The following is an 18,504-nucleotide window of genomic DNA, read 5'->3' as shown; positions in this document are numbered from 1 at the left end:
AGCCGGGCGGCGCGCCGATGCCGCCGCCGAGGCCGCCGATCACCGTGCCCCCGCCGCAGGGCTGGCAGCCCGGCCCGCCGACCCCGCCGCGCCGCGGCCCCGGCCTGCTGATCGCGCTGATCGGCGGCGGTCTCGTGCTCGTGCTCGTCGCGGTCGCCGCCGTCGTCCTGATCATCAGGAGCAGCGGCGACGACGGCGGGAACGGCGCGGACGGCGGCGGATCCGACGGCACGAGCCTGCAGGCCGGCAAGATCGCCGGCGGCGCGGAGGCGATCCCGAACCCCGACGGCAGCCTCACCATGGCCCGGCCCGGCGTCACGTCCCCGGTCGTCGACATCTACGAGGACTTCTCCTGCCCGCCCTGCGGCAACTTCGACCGCACCAACGACCCGATGCTCAAGCAGGTGGCCGTGGCGGGCGAGGCGAAGGTCGTCTTCCACCCCATGGTCATCTTCGGCGCGGGCACCGAACCGCAGCACGGCAACTCCACCCGCGCCGCGTCCGCGCTGCGCTGCGTCCGCGAAGGCGCGCGCTGGCTGTCCTACCAGGACGCCCTCTACGCGCACCAGCCGTCCGAGAGCACCCAGGGCTACGCCACCTCCGACCTCCTCGCCTGGGCCGCGCCCCTCGGCCTCACCGGCGACGACTTCAAGACCTGCGTCACCGGGCAGCGGTACGCCGCCGACGTCGCGCGGGTCAGCGAGTCCTACATCTCGTCCGGGGTCCAGGGGACGCCGTCGGTGCGCGTGAACGGCCGGCTGCTCTCCTCGTCCGACACCCAGACGCCGGACGCCCTGCGGCGCGCCATCGAGGCCGCCTCCTGACCGGAACGGCTAGTCTCACCCGCGACGAGGGAGGTCGAGCGCGATGGCGTGGAGCTGGCGTTTGGAGAAGGCCGACGGGCAGGCGGCCGGCACGTCCGAGGAGACCTTCTCCACCCAGTCGGACGCGGAGAGCTGGCTGGGCGAGAACTGGCGGAGCCTGCGCGCCGGCGAGGTCGACAAGGTGACGCTGCTGGACGGTGAGACCGTCGTCTACGGGATGAGCCTGCACGACCCGGAGTGACGCCGGACGGCCGCCGGAGGCGGAAGGGGCCGCCGGACGCGGAAGGGGCCGCGGGACGCCCGTCCCGCGGCCCCTCGCCGCTCCGGCCCGGCCTCAGCTCACGGGCGGGTGCGCGGGCTGGCGGTCTTCGACGCGTCGCGGATCACGACGTCGCCGAGCACGTCGTCGATCCGCTTCAGCACGTCGGCGTCCAGCTTCACCCCGGCCGCCTTCACGTTGTCGACGACCTGCTCCGGACGCGACGCGCCGACGATCGCCGCCGACACGTTCGGGTTCTGCAGCGTCCACGCGACCGCGAGCTGCGCCATCGACAGGCCGAGGTCGTCGGCGATCGGCCTCAGGTTCTGCACGCGGGTCAGCAGGTCGTCGTCCATCATGCGGCGGATCATGTCGGCGCCGCCCTTGTCGTCGGTGCCCCGCGACCCCGCGGGCGGCGGCTGGCCCGGCTTGTACTTGCCGGTCAGCACGCCCTGCGCGATCGGCGACCAGACGATCTGGCCGATCCCCTCGCGCTCGCACAGCGGGACGACCTCCTCCTCGATGACCCGCCACAGCATCGAGTACTGCGGCTGGCTCGACACGATCCGGTCGAACCCCATCTCGTCGGCGATCTTCAGGGCCTGCTCGATCTGCTCCGCGCGCCACTCCGACACGCCGACGTACAGCACCTTGCCCTGCCGGACGAGGTCGTCGAACGCGCGGAGGGTCTCCTCCAGCGGCGTCTCGTAGTCGAACCGGTGGGCCTGGTAGAGGTCCACGTAGTCGGTGCCGAGACGGCGCAGCGAGCCGTTGATCGACTCCATGATGTGCTTGCGGGACAGCCCCCGGTCGTTCACGCCGGGCCCGGTGGGCCAGTAGACCTTGGTGAAGATCTCCAGCCCCTCGCGGCGCTGCCCCTTCAGGGCGCGGCCGAGGACCTCCTCGGCGCGCGTCCCGGCGTAGACGTCCGCGGTGTCGAAGGTGGTGATCCCCTCGTCGAGGGCCGCGCGCACGCACGCGCGCGCCGCGTCCTCCTCGACCTGGGAGCCGTGGGTGAGCCAGTTGCCGTACGCGATCTCGCTGATCTTCAGACCGCTCCGGCCCAGGTATCGGAACTCCATGCCCACGACCCTAGCCCGGCGGAGATCACCGCCGGGCCGGGCGGGGGCGCCGCGGCCCCGCCGTCAGACCTTGTCCTTCTCGCCGATCTTCACCTGCGGCCCGGGCATCCGCAGCCGGCGGATCTGCATCGCGCGCATCGCCGCGTACATCCCGACGCCCTTGGTGTCCTCGTCCGGGTGCCGCTCGGCGGCGAGCTTCTTGACGCCCCGGCTCAGCATCAGGCCCTCGCCGAACACCACGACCAGCAGCAGCGGCGGCGCGAACAGCACCAGCAGCTTGGCCGCCGGGATCGGCAGCAGGCTCAGCAGCACGATCGCGAACATCGCGTACATGAGGTACGAGCCGACGGTGCGGCGCGCGTCCACGTAGTTGCGGGCGAGCCGCCGGACCGGGCCCTTGTCCCGCTTGAGGAGGTACTTCTCGTCCCCGCGGGCCATGCCGGCGCGCGCACGCTGGCGCTCGTCCGCCTGCCGCTCCCGCACCTTCTTGTACGCCTCCTTGCGCGTGGAGGGCGCGGTGATCGGCTGGCGGCGGCGCTTCTCGGCCTCGCTGCGCTTCGGCGTGGGGCGCCCCTTGCCTCCCGGCTTCGGCGTTACTACCTGAGGAGGATTCGGCGGGGCTTCCGGGGTACGACGCTTGAACACGGGGTCAGCCTACCGGCTGCGAACATCGTGGCTGCCTCGCGCGTTAACGCGTAGGGTGATAAGAACCCCAGCAGTGGTCATTGAGCCCAGTATGCGACTGAGGCACAGCACGAAGGGACCGGCGCCGCGCGATGAGCGTGATGAAAAGAATGTCGATGATCTTCAAGGCCAAGGCCAACAAGGCCCTGGACCGGGCCGAGGATCCTCGCGAGACGCTCGACTACTCCTACCAGCGCCAGCTGGAGATGCTGCAGAAGGTCCGTCGGGGGGTTGCCGACGTCGCCACCTCGCGCAAGCGTCTCGAGCTGCAGATCAACCAGCTCGAGCAGCAGCAGAACAAGCTGACCGACCAGGGCAAGAAGGCGCTGCAGGTGGGCCGCGAGGACCTCGCCCGCGAGGCGCTGACCCGCCGGTCCGGGCTGGACTCCCAGCTCAACGACCTGCGCGCGCAGTACCAGCAGCTGCAGGGCGAGGAGGAGAAGCTCACGCTCGCCTCCCAGCGGCTGCAGGCCAAGGTCGACTCCTTCCGCACCCGCAAGGAGACGATCAAGGCGACGTACACCGCCGCCGAGGCGCAGACCAAGATCAACGAGGCCTTCTCCGGCATCTCCGAGGAGATGGGCGACGTCGGCCTGGCGATCCAGCGCGCCGAGGAGAAGACCGAGAACATGAAGGCGCGCGCCGGCGCCATCGACGAGCTGCTCGCCTCCGGCGCGCTCGAGGACTTCTCCGGCCCCCGCGACGACATCCAGGCCGAGCTCGACCGGATGGGCTCCGGCCCCGGCGTCGACCTCGAGCTGGAGCGGCTGAAGGCCGAACTCGGCCAGGGCCCGGCGCCCAAGGAGCTGAACCAGGGCTCGCCCACCGCGCAGCCGCAGCAGCAGCAGCACGACACCCCGCAGCAGGCCCCGTGGCCGCAGCAGCCCGGGGGTGCGCAGTGATCGTCCGCCTCATGGGCGAGGGGCAGCTGGACGTCGCCGACGGCGACCTGGCCGCGCTCAACACCCTCGACGGCGAGCTCGAGTCGGCCATCGAGGCCGGCGACGAGGCGGCGTTCCGCGCCGCGCTGCACGCCCTGCTGGAGAGCGTGCGCAAGGTCGGCAAGCCGCTGCCGGCCGACAGCCTGGCCCCGTCCGAGCTGATCCTGCCGCCGGCGGACGCGGCGATCGACGAGGTGCGCGCCATGCTCGGCGACGAGGGGCTGATCCCGGACTAGATCCCTGGCCGCCCGGCCGGGCGGCCAGGGGCCGGTCGTCCTCCAGGACGATTCGCGCGGGACTCCGGCGGTGGCTGGCACAAAAACCGGGGCTCACGCGTTCTCACAAGTGAATCGGGGAAAGAAAACTGGGGGTTGCCGGATGGCCTCGACGCGTTACGCCTCCGACCGGGGGCTGACGTCACGCATGCTCGTGACCATGTTCCTGCTGGGACTGGTCTACGTCGTCTTCGTGACGGCGTTCTTCGTGATCGCTCCGAAGTTCGGGGTGATCGCCCTCGTCATCGCGCTGGCGTTCCTGTTCGCGCAGTACTTCTTCTCCGACAAGCTGACGATGTTCGCCATGCACGGCCGGGAGGTCTCGCCGGAGGAGGCGCCCGAGCTGCACGGCGTGATCGACCGCATCTGCGCCATGTCGGACGCGCCGAAGCCGCGCGTCGCCGTCGCCGACACCGACGTGCCGAACGCGTTCGCGACCGGCCGCAACCAGAAGAAGGCCGTGGTCTGCGTGACCACCGGGCTGCTGCGCAGGCTCGACCCCGTCGAGCTGGAGGGCGTGCTCGCGCACGAGATGGCGCACGTCGCGCACAAGGACGTCGCGGTCATGACGATCGCCTCGTTCCTCGGCATCTGCGCCGGCCTGATCACCCGCTTCGGCCTGGAGTGGGGCCTGTGGGGCGGCTTCAACCGCCGCGACAACGACCAGAACACCGGGATGATCCTGCTCGCCGTGGTCGCGGTCAGCGCCGTCGCCTACGCGATCAGCTTCCTGCTCACCCGGGCGCTGTCGCGCTACCGGGAGCTGTCGGCCGACCGGGCCGCCGCGCTGCTGACCGGCCGCCCGTCCGCGCTGGCCAGCGCGCTGACGAAGGTGTCCGGCGAGATCGCCCGGATCCCGACCAACGACCTGCGCCAGGCGCAGGCGTTCAACGCCTTCTTCTTCACCCCGGCGTTCGGCAAGGGCTTCACGATCTCGCACCTGTTCTCCACCCACCCGCCGCTGGACAAGCGGCTCGCGCAGCTGTCGAAGATCTCCGACCAGCTCAGCAGGGGAGTCTGATCCGTGGGTTTCCTGGACACGCTGCTCGGCCGGTCCAAGCCGGTCAAGCCGGACCTCGACCAGCTCTTCGGGCTGTCCACCGCCGCGATCACGCTCGAGGCGGCCACGGGGTTCAAGCCCACGGGCCTCGGCTCCGTCTGCTTCCGGGCGGCGGAGGGCGGCGCGTTCGCGCGGCTGCAGGCCGACGTCCAGGAGTTGCTGGACGCCGACGAGGGCCCGAAGGTCGAGATCAGCAACGACTCCTACGGCTACACGTGGCTGCTGGCGACGCACCCGCCGGAGGAACTCCCGGACCTGGTCACCGACCTGCACGCGGTGAACTCCACGCTGGAGTCCGGCGGGTTCGGCCCGCACCTGCTGTGCTCGCTCGCCGGCTTCCGCGGCCCGGAGGGGCAGCGGCTCGCGCTCGTCTACCTGTACAAGCGCGGCACGTTCTACCCGTTCGCGCCGCTGCCGGGGGACAAGCGGGACAACGCCCTGGAACTCCAGGTGCGCGGCGCGGTCGGCGCCGACCTGCCCTTCGAGCAGGACCTCGGCCGCTGGTTCCCCGTGTGGGGCGCCCCCGGCCTGTGACGGGCCGCCCGCGGCGGATCCCGCCCCGGGATGCCTGATCTATGGGCCGATGCGGGGTATGTCAGTGAGGTGAACGTCCGTGCACGGTCGGTTCATGCGGGAGGCGCAATGACCGGACGTCCCTGGGATCATGCCCGCCACTGCGACGCGCTGGAGGCGGAGGCCGCCGCGTTCGCCGACGCCGCGGCGGGCGCCGACCTCGAGGTGGACGTGCCGTCCTGCCCCGGCTGGTCCGTCGCCGAGCTGGTCCGCCACCTCGGCGCGATGCACCGGTGGGCCGGCGGCACCGTCCGGGTGGGCGCCCCGCGCCGGCTGAGCCTGCGCGAGCTCGGCGTCTCGTTCCCGGTGGTGCCGGGCGATCACCTGCCCTGGTACAAGGAGGGCGCCGGACGGCTCCTGGAGATCCTGCGGGCCGCCGACCCGGACGCGCCCGTGTGGGCCTGGGGCGTCGACCAGCACGCCCGGTTCTGGTCGCGGCGGATGCTGTTCGAGACCGCCGTGCACCGCGCCGACCTGGAGATCGCGTGCGGCCGGACGCCCGCCGTCGCGCCCGACGCGGCCGCCGACGGGACCGACGAGCTGCTGGAGAACCTGGAACGGGCCGCCGCGTTCGCGCCGAAGGTCGAGAACCTGCGCGGCGACGGCGAGGTCCTCGCCTTCGACGCCGCCGACCTCGGCTCCCGCTGGCTGTTCCGCCTCCTGCCGGACCGCTTCGAGTGGACCCGCGACGACGCCCCGGACGGCCCCGGCGGCGCCGACGCGACCGTCCGCGGCACCGCCTCGGACGTCTTCCTGTTCCTGTGGGGCCGCCGCAAGCTCGGCGACCCCGCCCTCGACTTCACCGGCAACGACGACCTGCTCGTCCACTGGGTCGAGAATTCTGCGATCTGACCGGTGCAAGGCCTCGACCACCGCGCGAGCGCGTCATCTGACCGGCGGGGCGACGCCGGAGGCGAGCCCCGCCGGGAAGCTCGCGAAGCGAGGTCGCGCTCGCCCAAGCCTGGTCAGGGGGCGAGCCGCCAGGCGAGCCCCCTGGGCCAGGGTTGTTAAGGCAGAGCGAGCATCTGGTCGAGGGCGGCTCGGGCGTTGCGGGCGGTGTCGTCGTCGACCGTGATGACGTTCTCGACCTCGCCGCGCACCAGCGACTCCAGCGACCACACCAGGTGCGGCAGGTCGATGCGGTTCATCGTGGAGCAGTAGCAGACGGTCTTGTCGAGGAACATGACGTTCTTGTCCGGGTGGGCGTTCGCGAGGCGCCGGACGAGGTTCAGCTCGGTGCCGACCGCCCACGACGTGCCGGGCTCGGCGGCCTCGATGGTCTTGATGATGTACTCGGTGGAGCCGATCTGGTCGGCGGCCGTGACGACCTCGTGCCGGCACTCGGGGTGGACGAGCACGTTGACGCCGGGCACGCGCGCGCGGACGTCGTCCACCGACTCCTTGCTGAACCGGCCGTGCACCGAGCAGTGGCCGCGCCAGAGGATCATCCTGGCGTCGCGGAGCTGGTCGCGGGTGAGGCCGCCCTCGCGGCGGTGCGGGCTGTAGACGACGCAGTCGTCCAGCGAGAAGCCCATCTCCAGGACGGCGGTGTTGCGGCCGAGGTGCTGGTCGGGCAGGAACAGCACCTTCTTGCCCTTGGAGTACGCCCAGTCCAGGGCGCGCTTGGCGTTGGACGAGGTGCACACCACGCCGCCGTGCCGCCCGACGAAGCCCTTGATGTCGGCGGAGGAGTTCATGTAGGTGACCGGGACGACGTCGTCCGCGACGCCCGCGTCCTCCAGGACGTCCCAGCACTCCTCGACCTGGTCGAAGGTCGCCATGTCCGCCATGGAGCAGCCGGCGCCGAGGTCGGGCAGGATCACCTTCTGGTGCGGCGCGGTGAGGATGTCGGCGGACTCCGCCATGAAGTGGACGCCGCAGAACACGATGTAGGGCGCCTCGGGCCGCGCGGCGGCCTGCTGCGCGAGCTTGAACGAGTCGCCGGTGACGTCGGCGAACTGGATGACCTCGTCGCGCTGGTAGTGGTGCCCGAGGACGAACACCTGGTCGCCGAGGGCGGCCTTGGCGGCGCGGGCCCGCTCGACCAGCGCGGGGTCGGACGCGGGCGGCAGCTCGCCGGGGCAGTCCACGCCGCGCTCGCTCGCCGGGTCGGAGCCCTCGCCGAGGAGCAGCAGCGGAAGGTCGCGCACTGGGGTGGTCACGGGAGTCTCCCTCCTGCGACGGGACTTATCGTCGCTTTGACGACTAATGATGGCACATCATCGTCGCGGCGGCGGTGTGACGTAGGACGCACCGCTCCCGGGCGTTAAAGATGGGCGATACGCGGAATGGCCTTGTGGCGAGGTACGTTGTCCTACGGGAAGAGGCGTAAGTCGTCCTCGAGGACAAGCGACAGTCCGCCGCACCGCGGCGCAGCGAGACCCGGGAGCTGAACACATGACGGTTTCAGGCGAGACCACGCAGGAGACCACGCAGCAGGGCGTCATCCTCACCGACGCCGCCGCCGAGAAGGCCAGGGGCCTGCTCGAGCAGGAGGGCCGCGACGACCTTGCGCTGCGTGTCGCCGTGCAGCCGGGCGGCTGCTCCGGCCTGATCTACCAGCTCTTCTTCGACGAGCGGGAGATGGACGGCGACCAGGTCCAGGACTTCGGCGGCCTGAACGTGCGCGTCGACCGGATGAGCGCGCCCTACCTCACCGGCGCCACCATCGACTTCGTCGACACGATCGAGAAGCAGGGCTTCACGATCGACAACCCGAACGCGTCGGGCTCCTGCGCCTGCGGCGACTCCTTCAACTGACGGAGCACCGCCGGCCCGCGGGCCGGCGGAGGGGCGGCCGGGCGAGACGTCCGGGCCGCCCCTTTCGCATGCCCGGCCCGCCCCGCCGGGATGCGCACCCGCCGCGTCGTGTGGTCCGATGGGAAGTAGTCTTTCCGGGTTGAAACAGCCGGTGACAAGCCGGACGACCGCGACGAGGAGAGCGACGCGTGCGCATCGCCGTGACCGGATCCATTGCGACCGACCATCTGATGACCTTCCCCGGAAGGTTCTCCGACCAGCTCCTGCCCGACCAGCTCGACCGGGTCTCGCTGTCCTTCCTGGTGGACGAGCTGGAGATCCGCCGCGGCGGCGTCGCCGCGAACATCTGCTTCGGGATGGGCAGCCTCGGCAAGGAGTCGATCCTCGTCGGATCCGTCGGCGACGACTTCGCCGACTACCGCTCCTGGCTGGACCGGCACGGCGTCGACACCGCCTCCGTGCACGTGTCCGAGCTGCACCACACCGCCCGGTTCCTGTGCACCACCGACCAGGACCAGAACCAGATCGCATCCTTCTACACCGGCGCGATGAGCGAGGCCCGCTCCATCGAGCTCGGCCCGGTCGCCGAGCGCGTCGGCGGCCTCGACCTCGTGCTGATCAGCGCGAACGACCCCGAGGCGATGCTCCGGCACACCGACGAGTGCCGCTCGCGCGGCATCCCGTTCGCCGCCGACCCGTCCCAGCAGCTCGCCCGGATGGAGGGCACGGACGTCCGCCGCCTCCTCGACGGCGCCGCCTACCTGTTCAGCAACGAGTACGAGAAGGCGCTGTTCGAGGAGAAGACCGGCTGGTCCGGCGAGGAGGTGCTGTCGCGGGTCGGGATCCGCGTCACCACCCTCGGCGCCAAGGGCGTCGTCATTGACCGGCAGGGGGAGGAGGGCCTGCACGTGCCCTGCGTCCCCGTCGAGAAGGTCGTGGACCCGACCGGCGTCGGCGACGCGTTCCGCTCCGGCTTCCTGTCGGCGACGGCGTGGGGCCTGCCGCTGGAGCGCGCCGCGCAGGTCGGCAGCACCGTCGCGGCGCACGCGCTGGAGGCCGCGGGCCCACAGGAGTACACGCTGTCGCGGCGGGCGTTCCTCGACCGGCTCGCCTCCGCCTACGGCGCCGGCGCGGCCGCCGACGTCGAGCCGCACCTCGCCTGCCCCAACCCGTGACCGGCGCGCCGTAGGGGCCCGCGCGGGCCCCTGCGGCGGGCCTCTACGGCGGTGCGCCGTCAGTACGTCCGGCGGATGTGGAAGCCCCAGCCGCCCTGCGGGAGCGTCTCCTCGCGGACGAAGTCCTGCGACTTCATCCGGCACCAGGCGGGGACGTCGGTGCGCGCGGCGGCGTCGTCGGCGAGGACCGCGATGACCTCGCCGACCGGGACCTCGCGGATCCGGTCCGCCAGCATGATGATCGGGATCGGGCACTTGCGGCCGAGCGCGTCGATGACCAGCGCCGGGGGAGGGCCGGCGGGCTCGGCGGGCGGCGGTGCCGCCGGCGCGTTGGAGCCTCCGCTCCTGGCGCGGCCTCGGAACCTCATGGGCGCGACCGCCTCCCTCTTCTGCTGGTTCGGGCTCGGTGTGGTGTTCTGCCGCCGGTGCCGGTCACGGGTCCAGCGCGTTCAGCGCCGACCGGCGCAGCCGGGCCACGGTGCCGGGGAGGACGGTGAGGAACCGGTCGACATCGGCGGAAGCGACGCCACGCGGCAGCGATACCCGCACGTTCCCATGGGTAATCACTCCCATCGCCTCGAGCACATGACTCGGACGCAGCGTATCCGCCGTACACGAGCTGCCGGACGAAACGGCGAAACCCGCGCGGTCCAGTTCGGTCAGCAGCGCCTCGCCCTCCACGTACAGGCAGGAGAACGTCACGATGTGCGGCAGCCGGCGGGCCGGGTCGCCGACGACCTCGACGTCCGGCACGGCCGCGGGGACCCGCTCGCGGATCCGGTCGACCAGCGCCGCCAGCCGCGGTGCCTCGTCCCGCATGTCCGCCCGGAACGCCTCCAGCGCGGCGGCGGCCGCCACGACGGCCGGGACGTTCTCGAACCCGGGGACGCGGCGCGCCTCGCGCTCGTCGGCGGGCAGCGGGGAGCGCCACCGCGTGCCCTTGCGGACCGCGAGGACCCCGACGCCCGCGGGCCCGCCCCACTTGTGCGCGCTGCCGGCCAGCAGCGACCAGCCGCCCGGCACGTCGACCCGGCCGAGCGACTGCGCGGCGTCGACGAACAGCGGCACGCCCGCCGCGCGGCACGCCTCGGCGACCTCCGCGACCGGCTGCACCGTCCCGACCTCGTGGTTCGCCGACTGCAGGCACGCCAGCGCGGTGTCCGGGCGCAGCGCCGCCGCGAACGCGGCCGGGTCGACGCGCCCGGCCCGGTCCACGCCGACGGCCGTGACCTCGCCGCCGTCCGCCTCGTGCAGCTCGGCGGCGTGCAGCACGCTGGAGTGCTCGACCGCGCTCACCACCAGGTGGCGCCCGGCCCGCCGGCGCGCCTGGAGCCCCCCGAGGACCGCCAGGTGCACCGCCTGGGTGCCCGACGACGTGAACGACACCTCGTCCGGGCGGGCGCCCAGGACGCCCGCGACGCGCGCGCGGGCCCGGTCCAGCAGCATGCGGGTGCTCCTCGCCCGCCCGTACAGCCTGGCGGGGTCGGCCCAGCCCGCGTCCAGCGCCTCCAGGAGCGCCGCCCGTGCCGCGGGATGCGGCGGCTCGGTGGAGGCGGCGTCGAAGTACCCGTCCGGCGCACTGGAGTCAGCCACGCCAGAACACTAACCGGGCACCCGATCGGGGGTTCGCGCGACCCTAGCGCTAGTGTGTCCACCACACGTGTAACAACTGATCTCACCGCCCGGGTCGACCGGGCTTTCATCCGTGGGGAAGGCATTCCGTGAGTCCGACCCGCTCTGGGGAGCGGCGTACGCCTGTGCGCAGTCGCCGCGCAATCAAAAGCGCCGGCGCGCTAGGGCTGCTGGCGCTGTCCGCAACCGCGTGCAGCGGCCAGGCATCCCGGCTGGGCATGCCCGAGCCGATCGGCCCGCAGGCCGAGCGCATGCTGAAGCTCTGGCAGGGTTCCTGGATCGCGGCGTTCGCCGTCGGGGCCGTCGTCTGGGGCCTGATCATCTGGGCGGTGCTGTTCCACCGCAAGCGCTCCGACGACCTGCCGCCGCAGGTCCGCTACAACATGCCGATCGAGATCCTCTACACGGCGGTCCCGTTCGTCATCATCGCGGTCCTGTTCTACTTCACGGCGCGCGACGAGAACTACGTCGAGAAGACCACCAAGAACCCTCCGGTGGTCGTCGACGTCACCGCGTTCCAGTGGAGCTGGCAGTTCGACTACAAGGAGAAGGACGCCACCGGCAAGGAGCAGACCGTCGCGTCGGTCGTCGGCCAGCCGGTGAACCCGAACGCCACCTCCGGTGCCAAGCCCGTGATGACGATCCCGGCCGGTGAGCACGTGCGGGTGCGGCTGCACTCCAACGACGTCATCCACTCGTTCTGGGTCCCGGCGCTCCTCTACAAGAAGGACGTCATGCCGGGCTACGACAACGAGTTCGAGTTCGAGGCGACCAAGCTGGGCACCTATGAGGGCCGCTGCGCCGAGCTCTGCGGCGTCGACCACAGCCGGATGCTGTTCCAGCTGAAGGTCGTCACGCCCGCCCAGTACCAGAAGTTCATCGCCGATTCGAAGGCCGCCCTGGCCGCGGGGGGTGCCAAGTGACCACGATCAGTCACGCACCGAGCGCGCCGGTCACCACGGTGCGGACCAGCAAGGGGCGCATCGTCGCCAACTGGCTGTCCTCCACCGACCACAAGGTGATCGGCTACCTCTACCTGATCACCTCGTTCGTGATGTTCCTGTTCGGCGGCATCCTCGCGCTGGTCATCCGCGCGGAGCTGTTCAAGCCGGGCCTGCAGGTCGTGAGCAACGAGCAGTACAACCAGATGTTCACGATGCACGGCACGATCATGCTGCTGATGTTCGCGACGCCGCTGTTCGCGGGCTTCACCAACGTGATCATGCCGCTGCAGATCGGCGCGCCGGACGTCGCGTTCCCCCGGCTGAACATGCTGGCGTACTGGCTGTTCCTGTTCGGCAGCCTGATCGTCATCGCGGGCTTCCTGACCCCGGGCGGCGCGGCCAGCTTCGGCTGGTTCGCCTACGCGCCGCTGTCGGACGCGGTCCGCTCGCCGGGCGTCGGCGGCGACATGTGGGTGATGGGCCTCGCGATGTCGGGCTTCGGCACCATCATGGGCGCGGTCAACTTCATCACCACGATCCTGTGCATGCGCGCGCCGGGCATGACGATGTTCCGGATGCCGATCTTCACGTGGAACGTCCTGCTGACCTCCATCCTGGTCCTGCTGGCGTTCCCCGTCCTCGCCGCCGCGCTGCTGGCCCTGGAGGCCGACCGCAAGCTCGGCGCGCACGTGTTCGACGCCTCGCACGGCGGCGCGCTGCTCTGGCAGCACCTGTTCTGGTTCTTCGGGCATCCGGAGGTCTACATCATCGCGTTGCCCTTCTTCGGCATCGTGACGGAGATCCTGCCGGTGTTCGCCCGCAAGCCGGTGTTCGGCTACATCGGCCTGGTCTTCGCGACCATCTCCATCGCGGGCCTGTCGGTCACCGTGTGGGCGCACCACATGTTCGTCACCGGCCAGGTGCTGCTGCCGTTCTTCTCCTTCATGACGTTCCTCATCGCCGTGCCCACGGGGGTGAAGTTCTTCAACTGGGTCGGGACGATCTGGCGAGGACAGCTGACGTTCGAGTCGCCGATGCTGTGGTCGCTGGGCTTCCTCGTGACGTTCCTGTTCGGCGGCCTGACCGGCGTCATCCTCGCGTCCCCGCCGATGGACTTCCAGCTGTCGGACTCCTACTTCGTCGTCGCGCACTTCCACTACGTCGTGTTCGGCACCGTGGTGTTCGCGATGTTCGCGGGCTTCTACTTCTGGTGGCCCAAGTGGACCGGCAAGATGCTGAACGACCGCCTCGGCAAGGTGCACTTCTGGCTGCTGTTCATCGGCTTCCACGGCACCTTCCTCATCCAGCACTGGCTGGGCGCCGAGGGCATGCCGCGCCGGTACGCCGACTACCCCAAGGAGTTCGAGGGCCTGAACCAGGTCTCGTCGATCTTCGCCTTCATCCTGGGCGCGTCGATGCTGCCGTTCTTCTACAACGTGTACATCACGTGGAAGAAGGGCAAGCGCGTCGAGGTGGACGACCCGTGGGGCTACGGCTCGTCGCTGGAGTGGGCCACCTCGTGCCCGCCGCCGCGGCACAACTTCAACTCGATCCCGAAGATCCGTTCCGAGCGGCCGGCGTTCGACCTGCACCACCCGCACGTGGGCGCGCAGGGCGAGCTGACCGGGGCGAAGGAGTAGCCGATGCGCGTCCAGGCGTTCATGTTCTACGGTTGCGCGGTCTTCTTCCTCGCCACCGACATCGTGTACTGGCTCTGGTCGGGTGACTGGACCGGCACGACGGCGCTCGCGCTCGCGATCGGCCTCGCCGGGCTGATCGGGTTCTACATCCACTTCACCGTCCGGCGCCTCGAGCGGGCCAACGCGGGCCCGCTGTACGAGGACGACCCGCAGGGCGACATCGCCGACGCGGCCGGCGAGCTGGGCTTCTTCAGCCCGCACAGCTGGTGGCCGCTGTTCCTCGGCCTGTCGGCCGCGGCCGTCGCCCTCGGCGTCGTGTTCGGCTGGTGGCTGGTGATCCTCGGCGCGTGCGCCGCGATCCTGACCTCGATCGGACTGGTGTTCGAGTACTACCGGGGTCATTTCGCCCACTGATCAGTAAAAGAACCCCAAGAGGGGCGGTATCCGCAATTTCGCGGGTACCGCCCCTTTCACATACTGGACGTCGTCCCAGCAAATAGGGCTGGCCAGGCGAATCGCTCGTCCAGGTGGGAAACGACCGGGGGGTCCACGTGCGGGTGGGTGACTCAGGACCGAGGTACCGGGGAAGGCGGGCCGCCGCCGTGCTCGCGGGCGCGGGCATGGTGGCGGGCGTCGCGGGGTGCTCCGGACAGCAGGCGGTGACCGGACGCGACGCGGTCTCGCTCGCCGTGTCACCGGGCGGGGGCGCGGCGCTGCCGCCCGACAGCCCGATCGACGTGCGGGCGAGGACCGGCAGGATCGCGAACGTCACGGTGACGACGGCGAAGGGCGCGCCCGTCGAGGGCGACCTGAACGCCGACCGGACGCAGTGGCGGTCGCGCTGGTCGCTCGCGCCCGGCCAGGCCTACGCGGTCGACGCGACGGCCATCGGCAAGGACGGGAAGACGCGCACCGTCCGCAGCGGCTTCACCGTCGCGACCGTCCAGAAGAAGTTCGGCGTGACCGTCGACGCGCCCTTCAACAAGGAGACGGTCGGCGTCGGCATCCCGATCGTCATGCGGTTCGACCAGCCCGTGAAGGACCGCGCCGCGGTCGAGCGGGCGCTGGAGGTGCGCTCCGACAAGGCCGTTGAGGGCGCCTGGCACTGGTTCAACGACCAGGAGGTCGTGTTCCGGACCAAGCAGTACTGGCCGGCGCACACCAAGGCGTCGTTCGTCGCCCACCTCAGCGGCGTGAACAACGGCAGGGGCATGTACGGCGGCAAGGACTACGCCGTGAACTTCACCGTCGGCGACTCCCACGTCTCGACGGCCGGCGAGGACACCCACCACATGGTCGTGAAGATCAACGGGCGGAAGGCCCGGACGATCCCGACCAGCATGGGCCGCGGCGGCGAGGAGAAGTACACCACGACCAACGGCGTCCACCTCACCATGCAGAAGGACGACCCGGTCACGATGACGTCCGAATGGGAGGGCTGCGGCCCCGGCTGCGCCGGCTACTACAGCCTCACCGTGGACAAGGCCGTGAAGATCTCCGACAGCGGCGAGTACGTGCACAGCGCGCCGTGGTCGGTGGGCGACCAGGGCCACGACAACGTCAGCCACGGCTGCATCAACGTCAGCCCGTCCGACGCCGCGTGGTTCTACAAACTCGCCCAGCGCGGCGACGTCGTCACGGTGACCGGCACCAGCCGCCCGCTCGCCCCGGACAACGGCTGGGGCTTCTGGCAGATGGGCTGGAGCAACTGGGTGAAGGGCAGCGCGCTGAAGCGTTCGGTCTCCACGGCCCCGCACGTCGACGCGGCGACCCTCTCCGCCCAGTCCGCCAACGGCGCCGCCCAGAAGCCACGCGCCAGCCATAACTAGTCCCAGGGGGGCGACCCCCTGGAACCCCCGTCACGACGAACAAGGCGTTTCACGCTCCGCTAGAGCTCCGCGTGAAACGCCTTGTTCGTCGTCGGGCAGGCCCGCTGCGCTCGCTGCACTCGCTCCGCGTGCCTGCCCGCGACCGGTGGCTGAGGTTCGACCTGCCGGGGTTGGGCTTTGACCTGCCGGGGCTGAGGTTCAATCGGCCGGGGCCGGGCTTTGACCTGCCGGGGCCGGGGTTGGCCTACCGGGCGCGCCGCCTCGGGTTAGTGGAGCGGGGGCGGAATGGGTACGTGGTGCATTTTCGACCAGTTGCGGGCCATGGCGATGCGGTCGGGGCCGGACGGGTGGGTCATCCACAGCAGGTATTCGGCCCGGTTCGGGTCCGGGTCGTCGATGTTGCGGACGGACAGCTCGTGCTGCATCGCCACGAAGGTGGACGGGTCGCGGGTGAGGTCGAGGGCGTGCGCGTCGGCGCGGGCCTCGATGCGGCGGCTCACGAGGTTCTGCACGGGGGCGGCGAGCTGCGTCCCGGCGGCGACCAGCGCGAGGACCAGCGCGATGGTGCGGGGGTCGGCGGGGCCGGTGCTCCGGGCGCCGCGGGCGGCGGGCACGTCCGGGTCGACGCCGGCGCGGCGCAGCAGCCGCGGCGACGTCGTCAGCAGGTAGAGCAGGCACAGGGCGCCCGCGACGCCGAGCGCGCCGACGAGGGTGCCCCACAGCACGTCGTCGTGCTTGGCGTGGCCGAGCTCGTGCCCGACGATCGACTCTATCTGGGGACGCGGCGACTTCAGCAGCGTGTCGTACAGGACGATGCGGCGCGTCGAGCCGAACCCGGACACGTAGGCGTTCAGCGAGGTGGTGCGGCGGGACGCGTCGGCGACGAGGACGTCCTTGACCGGCACGCCGTCGCGTTTCGCCATGGCGAGCAGGTCGGTGCGCAGCTGCCCGGCGGGCAGCGAGTGGAACTTGTTGAACACCGGCTCGACCACGACCGGGTAGATGAACGACACCGCGACGACGAGCACGAACCCGCCCGCGGCGGCACCCGTCCACCAGTAGCGCGGGAAGCGGCGGACGACCGCGTACAGCAGGAGCAGCGCGATCGTGTAGACGACCCAGGTGACGCCGAGGGACTTGAGCTGGTCGACGGCCCACGCGGGCCAGCTCTGGGTGGACAGCCCGTAGCGGCGCAGGACCGACTCGCTCCAGATGTCGAACGGGAGGCCGATGACGCGCAGCAAAGTGGTGAGCGCGACGGCCGCGGCGATGACGCGCAGGGGGCGGCGGCGGACGCGCGCGGTCGTCCAGCCGAGGAACCGGGCGCCGAGGGGCGTGAAGCCGAGGACCAGGATCACGGCGAGGCCGACGACGAGCCCGGAGTAGGCGGGCGGGTTGATCGCGCCGTCGAACGCCTTGGCGCGGGCGATCTCGCGCGGGGTGAAGTCGAGGGACGGGTCGGCGCGCACGTGCCCGCCGGGGACGTGGCCGGGCAGCGGGTTCCACGGGGTGGTGAGGGCGAGGACGGCGGCGACGCCGGCGAACAGCACGGCGGCCGCGACGGCGGCGGCGCGGCGCGGACCCCGCATTCGCCCGCCTCCGGCCGCGCCGCCGGCGGGGGCGTCCGGGTCGGCCGGGCGGCCGGGGGGTTCGGCGACCGACGGCTCGCCGCCGTCTCCCTCGCTCATGTGAGCTCCTTCTTCAGGTGGTCGCGCCAGAGCGCGACGAAGCGGTCCCGGGTGAGGCCGAGCACGGAGCGCAGCGCGGCGGCCTCGGAGCCCCGCCCGGCGGCCCGGTACAGCCGGACGAGCGTCGCCTCACCGTACCGGCCGGCGACCATCCGGCAGGCGAGCCAGGCCTCCTGGTAGGCCTGCGAGAGGTGGTCGGAGGAGCCGGCGAAGTCGGCGGCGGACGGCAGCGCGGACGGGACCCGGCCCGCCTTCACCTCGCGGCGCAGCTCGCTGGCGGCCGACTTCACGCTCACCTTCGCGTGCTTGTAGCCGACGTAGTCCGCGAAGCCCTCGATCAGCCACAGCGGGGTGGTGCGGTCGGTGGCGCCGCCGGTCGCGACGTGGGTCAGCTCGTGGGTGAGCACGACGGTGCGGCCGAGTTCGTTGAGCCGGCCGAAGGTGCCGGGGGAGACGATGACGCGGTCCTCGCCGCGGCCCCCGCCGGCGGACGGCGCGACGGTCGCGAGCGCGGCGATCTGGCCGAGGCTCTCGTCCGGCCCGGCGAGGGCGGCGGCGAGCCGCTCGTCGGCGGGCACCAGCGCGACGGCCCGCTGCGCCCAGCCCTTGCCGACGACGCCGGTGACGACCGGGACGGCGGCGTCGAGGCGCTTCGCGATGCCGTCCAGCCCGCCGCCGTCGCCGATGACGAGGGCGGCGCGGCTCCGGACGACGCTCAGCGGCCCGGCGTCCCAGATCTCGGCGTCGTCGCGGTAGCCGAGGGCGGAGCCGTCGCCGACGACCGTCCAGGCGCCGGAGCGGGGCGCGAAGGTGAGGTGGCGGGCGCGGGCGACGTCGCCGCGGTCGAAGCCGCGCAGCCGGTACCGGGTCTCCACGCGGACGACGGCGGCGCCGCCCTCCGCGTTCGCCGACTCGGTGCCCGCGAAACGCTCCGTCCAGCCGTCGAGGGGGAGCTTGCGGAGGTTGTCGTAGAGCCGGGCCTGGGCGTCCTGGAACGCGGCGGGCGCCGAGGCGACCGTGGCGAGGAACGCGGTCCGGTCGCCGGCCGCGACGGCGCGGGTCCGGTTCGCGAGGACGGTGCGGGCGGTGTCCGGGTCGAACGGGGCGGAGGGGCGGGCGGTCCGGGCCGCGGCCCGGG

At 71.7% G+C, this 18,504-nt stretch carries 20 protein-coding genes; 13 read left to right on the top strand and 7 right to left on the bottom strand.

Features of this window, described 5'->3' with window-relative positions; translation table 11 throughout:
- A partial coding sequence (locus F9B16_RS38725) for a DsbA family protein (protein ID WP_225992327.1) occupies nucleotides 1–824 on the top strand: 824 nt, incomplete at its 5' end.
- A gap of 43 nt (nucleotides 825–867) precedes the next feature.
- The gene (locus F9B16_RS38720) at nucleotides 868–1,065 is read left to right on the top strand and encodes a hypothetical protein (RefSeq protein WP_151545208.1); all 198 of its coding nucleotides are present in this window, start codon (nucleotides 868–870) and stop codon (nucleotides 1,063–1,065) included.
- Between the two features lie 98 nt (nucleotides 1,066–1,163).
- Here the strand turns inward: F9B16_RS38720 and F9B16_RS38715 are convergent, their stop codons facing one another.
- Both F9B16_RS38715 and F9B16_RS38710 read right to left on the bottom strand, forming a co-directional pair.
- Nucleotides 1,164–2,165, bottom strand: coding sequence for an aldo/keto reductase family protein (locus F9B16_RS38715; RefSeq protein WP_151545207.1), 1,002 nt, complete (start codon nucleotides 2,163–2,165; stop codon nucleotides 1,164–1,166).
- A gap of 63 nt (nucleotides 2,166–2,228) precedes the next feature.
- A complete protein-coding gene (locus F9B16_RS38710; protein ID WP_151545206.1) occupies nucleotides 2,229–2,810 on the bottom strand; it encodes a DUF3043 domain-containing protein in 582 nt (193 codons plus the stop codon).
- A gap of 131 nt (nucleotides 2,811–2,941) precedes the next feature.
- On the opposite strand from F9B16_RS38710, the gene F9B16_RS38705 reads away from it, so the two are divergent.
- From F9B16_RS38705 to F9B16_RS38685, 5 genes are all read left to right on the top strand, one after another.
- On the top strand, nucleotides 2,942–3,751 hold the full coding sequence (locus F9B16_RS38705; protein ID WP_208245377.1) for a PspA/IM30 family protein: 810 nt from the start codon (nucleotides 2,942–2,944) through the stop codon (nucleotides 3,749–3,751).
- On the top strand, nucleotides 3,748–4,026 hold the full coding sequence (gene pspAA / locus F9B16_RS38700) for a PspA-associated protein PspAA (RefSeq protein ID WP_151545205.1): 279 nt from the start codon (nucleotides 3,748–3,750) through the stop codon (nucleotides 4,024–4,026). Before F9B16_RS38705 ends, pspAA begins: the two co-directional genes overlap by 4 nt.
- 142 nt (nucleotides 4,027–4,168) lie before the next feature.
- A complete protein-coding gene (gene htpX / locus F9B16_RS38695; RefSeq protein WP_151545204.1) occupies nucleotides 4,169–5,086 on the top strand; it encodes a zinc metalloprotease HtpX in 918 nt (305 codons plus the stop codon).
- A 3-nt stretch (nucleotides 5,087–5,089) separates the two neighbouring features.
- Nucleotides 5,090–5,659: a PspA-associated protein PspAB gene (gene pspAB, locus F9B16_RS38690; RefSeq protein WP_151545203.1), complete on the top strand. Its 570-nt coding sequence runs from the start codon at nucleotides 5,090–5,092 to the stop codon at nucleotides 5,657–5,659.
- Nucleotides 5,660–5,767: 108 nt separating this feature from the next.
- Nucleotides 5,768–6,550, top strand: a complete 783-nt coding sequence (locus F9B16_RS38685) for a maleylpyruvate isomerase family mycothiol-dependent enzyme (RefSeq protein ID WP_192809200.1) — start codon at nucleotides 5,768–5,770, stop codon at nucleotides 6,548–6,550.
- Between the two features lie 155 nt (nucleotides 6,551–6,705).
- Here F9B16_RS38685 and nadA read toward each other — a convergent pair whose 3' ends face one another.
- Nucleotides 6,706–7,860: a quinolinate synthase NadA gene (gene nadA / locus F9B16_RS38680; protein ID WP_151545201.1), complete on the bottom strand. Its 1,155-nt coding sequence runs from the start codon at nucleotides 7,858–7,860 to the stop codon at nucleotides 6,706–6,708.
- Between the two features lie 235 nt (nucleotides 7,861–8,095).
- Here nadA and F9B16_RS38675 point away from each other — a divergent pair, with 235 nt between their 5' ends.
- The gene (locus F9B16_RS38675) at nucleotides 8,096–8,458 is read left to right on the top strand and encodes a HesB/IscA family protein (RefSeq protein WP_151545200.1); all 363 of its coding nucleotides are present in this window, start codon (nucleotides 8,096–8,098) and stop codon (nucleotides 8,456–8,458) included.
- A gap of 188 nt (nucleotides 8,459–8,646) precedes the next feature.
- Nucleotides 8,647–9,633: a carbohydrate kinase family protein gene (locus F9B16_RS38670; RefSeq protein WP_151545199.1), complete on the top strand. Its 987-nt coding sequence runs from the start codon at nucleotides 8,647–8,649 to the stop codon at nucleotides 9,631–9,633.
- Between the two features lie 59 nt (nucleotides 9,634–9,692).
- Here F9B16_RS38670 and F9B16_RS38665 read toward each other — a convergent pair whose 3' ends face one another.
- Nucleotides 9,693–10,001 (bottom strand): sulfurtransferase TusA family protein, encoded by a 309-nt coding sequence (locus F9B16_RS38665; protein WP_151545198.1) that lies wholly within the window; start codon nucleotides 9,999–10,001, stop codon nucleotides 9,693–9,695.
- 64 nt (nucleotides 10,002–10,065) lie between these two features.
- Nucleotides 10,066–11,226 carry a cysteine desulfurase family protein gene (locus F9B16_RS38660; protein ID WP_151545197.1) on the bottom strand — a complete coding sequence of 387 codons (1,161 nt, stop codon included), beginning with the start codon at nucleotides 11,224–11,226 and terminating at the stop codon, nucleotides 10,066–10,068.
- A gap of 128 nt (nucleotides 11,227–11,354) precedes the next feature.
- Here F9B16_RS38660 and ctaC point away from each other — a divergent pair, with 128 nt between their 5' ends.
- From ctaC to F9B16_RS38640, 4 genes are all read left to right on the top strand, one after another.
- The gene (gene ctaC, locus F9B16_RS38655) at nucleotides 11,355–12,188 is read left to right on the top strand and encodes an aa3-type cytochrome oxidase subunit II (RefSeq protein ID WP_449699936.1); all 834 of its coding nucleotides are present in this window, start codon (nucleotides 11,355–11,357) and stop codon (nucleotides 12,186–12,188) included.
- Nucleotides 12,185–13,849, top strand: a complete 1,665-nt coding sequence (gene ctaD / locus F9B16_RS38650; RefSeq protein WP_151545195.1) for an aa3-type cytochrome oxidase subunit I — start codon at nucleotides 12,185–12,187, stop codon at nucleotides 13,847–13,849. The genes ctaC and ctaD overlap by 4 nt, the downstream gene beginning before the upstream one ends.
- Nucleotides 13,850–13,852: 3 nt before the next feature.
- Nucleotides 13,853–14,263, top strand: a complete 411-nt coding sequence (locus F9B16_RS38645; protein WP_151545194.1) for a cytochrome c oxidase subunit 4 — start codon at nucleotides 13,853–13,855, stop codon at nucleotides 14,261–14,263.
- 188 nt (nucleotides 14,264–14,451) lie between these two features.
- Nucleotides 14,452–15,678 carry a L,D-transpeptidase gene (locus tag F9B16_RS38640; protein ID WP_225992325.1) on the top strand — a complete coding sequence of 409 codons (1,227 nt, stop codon included), beginning with the start codon at nucleotides 14,452–14,454 and terminating at the stop codon, nucleotides 15,676–15,678.
- 266 nt (nucleotides 15,679–15,944) lie between these two features.
- Here the strand turns inward: F9B16_RS38640 and F9B16_RS38635 are convergent, their stop codons facing one another.
- Both F9B16_RS38635 and F9B16_RS51580 read right to left on the bottom strand, forming a co-directional pair.
- A complete protein-coding gene (locus F9B16_RS38635) occupies nucleotides 15,945–17,366 on the bottom strand; it encodes a M48 family metallopeptidase (RefSeq protein ID WP_264159844.1) in 1,422 nt (473 codons plus the stop codon).
- The coding region (locus F9B16_RS51580) for a hypothetical protein (protein WP_192809199.1) at nucleotides 17,363–18,504 on the bottom strand (1,142 nt) is incomplete at its 5' end. The genes F9B16_RS51580 and F9B16_RS38635, both read right to left, overlap by 4 nt.

It is taken from the genome of Actinomadura montaniterrae, assembly GCF_008923365.1.
GTDB lineage: Bacteria > Actinomycetota > Actinomycetes > Streptosporangiales > Streptosporangiaceae > Spirillospora > Spirillospora montaniterrae.
The sequence above is the reverse complement of the archived record's forward strand: the minus strand, read 5'-3'. Positions and strand labels throughout refer to the sequence as shown.

Coding starts and splice junctions, on each gene's coding strand:
- F9B16_RS38720 (WP_151545208.1), top strand. CDS start 868: ATGGCGTGGAGCTGGCGTTTGGAGAAGGCCGACGGGCAGGCGGCCGGC.
- F9B16_RS38715 (WP_151545207.1), bottom strand. CDS start 2,165: ATGGAGTTCCGATACCTGGGCCGGAGCGGTCTGAAGATCAGCGAGATC.
- F9B16_RS38705 (WP_208245377.1), top strand. CDS start 2,942: ATGAGCGTGATGAAAAGAATGTCGATGATCTTCAAGGCCAAGGCCAAC.
- htpX (WP_151545204.1), top strand. CDS start 4,169: ATGGCCTCGACGCGTTACGCCTCCGACCGGGGGCTGACGTCACGCATG.
- F9B16_RS38685 (WP_192809200.1), top strand. CDS start 5,768: ATGACCGGACGTCCCTGGGATCATGCCCGCCACTGCGACGCGCTGGAG.
- F9B16_RS38675 (WP_151545200.1), top strand. CDS start 8,096: ATGACGGTTTCAGGCGAGACCACGCAGGAGACCACGCAGCAGGGCGTC.
- F9B16_RS38665 (WP_151545198.1), bottom strand. CDS start 10,001: ATGAGGTTCCGAGGCCGCGCCAGGAGCGGAGGCTCCAACGCGCCGGCG.
- F9B16_RS38645 (WP_151545194.1), top strand. CDS start 13,853: ATGCGCGTCCAGGCGTTCATGTTCTACGGTTGCGCGGTCTTCTTCCTC.
- F9B16_RS38635 (WP_264159844.1), bottom strand. CDS start 17,366: ATGAGCGAGGGAGACGGCGGCGAGCCGTCGGTCGCCGAACCCCCCGGC.